At 70.8% G+C, this 2,325-nt stretch carries 3 protein-coding genes; 1 reads left to right on the top strand and 2 read right to left on the bottom strand.

Features of this window, described 5'->3' with window-relative positions:
• The coding region (gene purD, locus DSP71_RS04390) for a phosphoribosylamine--glycine ligase (RefSeq protein ID WP_113680447.1) at window positions 1-1,237 on the bottom strand (1,237 nt) is incomplete at its 3' end.
• 68 nt (window positions 1,238-1,305) lie between these two features.
• On the bottom strand, window positions 1,306-1,980 hold the full coding sequence (locus DSP71_RS04385) for a CoA pyrophosphatase (RefSeq protein ID WP_113680450.1): 675 nt from the start codon (window positions 1,978-1,980) through the stop codon (window positions 1,306-1,308).
• Window positions 1,981-2,030: 50 nt separating this feature from the next.
• On the opposite strand from DSP71_RS04385, the gene DSP71_RS04380 reads away from it, so the two are divergent.
• A partial coding sequence (locus DSP71_RS04380) for a sterol carrier family protein (protein WP_258546255.1) occupies window positions 2,031-2,325 on the top strand: 295 nt, incomplete at its 3' end.

Raw genomic sequence — 2,325 nt, 5'->3', positions numbered from 1 at the left:
AGCCGTCGAGGCGGATACGGGCGATCGCGTCGTAGGCGCGGTCCCGCGCGGTGCGGAAGTCGGAGGCGACAGCCACCACGTTCAGCACCCGACCGCCCGTGGCGATGAGCGATCCGCCCGGGGCATCGGGGCTCGCAGTGGCGGCGTGTACGATCCGGACGCCCTCGACGGCTGCGGCGTCGGCCAGGCCCTCGATCGGGCGGCCGGTCTGCGGCGACTCGGGATATCCCTCGCTGGCCAGCACGACCGTGATCGCGACGTCGTCGCTGAACACGGGCTCCGGCTGATCCTCGAGGGTGCCGGATGCCGCGGCGAACAGCAGTTCCGACAGCGGGGTGACCAGGCGCGGAAGCACGATCTGCGTCTCGGGGTCTCCGAAGCGGGCGTTGAACTCGATCACGCGTACGCCGGCGGGGGTGAGGATCAGCCCCGCGTAGAGGAGTCCGATGAACGGGGTGCCCTCCGCGTCGAGCTGCCGCACGACGGGAAGTGCCACGTCGCGGGTGACCTCTTCGACGAAGGCCCGCTCGCTGCCGAACTGCTCGTCGAGCCACGGGAGCGGCGAGTAGGCGCCCATGCCTCCCGTGTTGGGCCCTTCGTCGCCGTCGAGCGCACGCTTGAAGTCCTGTGCGGGGCTGAGTGCGCGCACGGTGTCGCCGTCGCTCAGGAAGAACAGGGAGACCTCGGGGCCGGAGAGGAATTCCTCGATCAGCACGGGGCCTGCGGGAAGATACTGCTCGGCGTGTGCGAGGGCGTGCGCGCGGTCGGACGTGACGATGACGCCCTTGCCCGCAGCGAGTCCATCGGCCTTGACCACGTAGGGGGCGCCGAGGTCGTCGAACGCCGACTCGACATCGGCCGTGGTGGCGGCGCGGACAGCGCGGCCGGTGGGGACGCCTGCGGCATCCATCACGCGCTTCGCGAACGACTTCGAGCCCTCCAGCTGGGCGGCGGCCTTCCCCGGTCCGAACACCGGGATTCCGCGGACACGCAGTGCATCGGCGACCCCGGCGACGAGCGGGGCCTCAGGACCGACGACGACCAGATCGATCGCGTGCTCATGGGCGAAGGCGGTGACCGCTCCACCATCGAGCGGATCGACCGAGACCGGGGTGGCATCCTGAGCGATGCCGGCGTTGCCCGGCGCGACGAAGATCTCGTGCTCCGTCTGCTCTGCCCGCAGGGCGAGGATGATCGCGTGCTCACGGGCACCGGAACCGAGGACGAGAATCTTCACCCGTCCAGACTACCGAGGGTCGTGGACCGGGTTTCGGCGGTCTGTGGCGTGCGGCCCTCTGGCGACGTTCAGAGCTCTACGGGGCGCTCTACCGTGGAGTCCCACGGCACGGTCCAGCCGGCCGCGTCGAAGAGCGCGTCGAGCACCATCGCGGTGAAGCCCCAGACGATCGTGCCGTCGACATCGAACGCCGGGCCGCGGAAGGTGTGGCCCATGCGGGTGATCGTCGAGGTGAACCTGGTCTCCGGATCGAGCAACTGCGCGACAGGGACTCGGAACACCTCGACCGTCTGCGCATGATCGACCGCCACGACCCGGGACGGCGACTGCCACCACGCCAGCACGGGGGTCACGAGATGGTTGCTCGCGGCGAGCGGGATCTCGGGCAGGGTGGCCAGGATCTCGACACCGGCCGGGTCCAGTCCGGTCTCCTCTTCCGCCTCGCGCAGGGCCGTGGCGACCACGTCGGCATCTTCCGGTTCCACCCTCCCGCCGGGGAAGGAAACCTGTCCGGGGTGCGACGAGAGCGTGGGGGCGCGCCGCTGCAGCAGCACGTCGAGGTCTCGGGCGACGGCCGCGACGGTCGTGGAGGCCGGGACGCTGTCGAGCACACCGAACAGGATGAGGACAGCCGCGTCGTGGGCGCTCTGCGGGTCGGCCAGCGGGGGAATGTGCACGCCCCACGAGTGGTCGGCGACCGCCGCGAGCAGCTCGGCGCGGGCGCCCTGGGGATGCAGGCTCATGCGTTCGAGCATAGGACTCGGCGCGCCGCGGCCGGTCTTAGTCTGGAGCAATGGCCAAGAAGATCGACATCGAGGACGGACGCGCGGCGCTCGACGCTGTCCGCACCGCGGAGGCCTCCGGTGCGAAGCCGCAGCGCACCGACCTCGCCACGGCCGTGCGCTACCTGCTGCAGCTCCTCGACGAGAAGGCGCCGGGCAACAGCGTCGAGGTGCGCGTCCCACCCTTCGGTGCGGTACAGGTCGTCCAGGGGCCCCGGCACACGCGAGGTACACCGCCGAACGTGGTCGAGATGGATGCGGCGACGTGGATCGCCGTCTCCACCGGCACGGAGGCCTGGGCAGATG

The organism is Microbacterium sp. H6, from assembly GCF_003314775.1.
In the GTDB taxonomy this organism is placed as follows: Bacteria; Actinomycetota; Actinomycetes; order Actinomycetales; family Microbacteriaceae; genus Microbacterium; species Microbacterium oxydans.
This window is presented reverse-complemented; position numbering and strand designations above follow the sequence as displayed.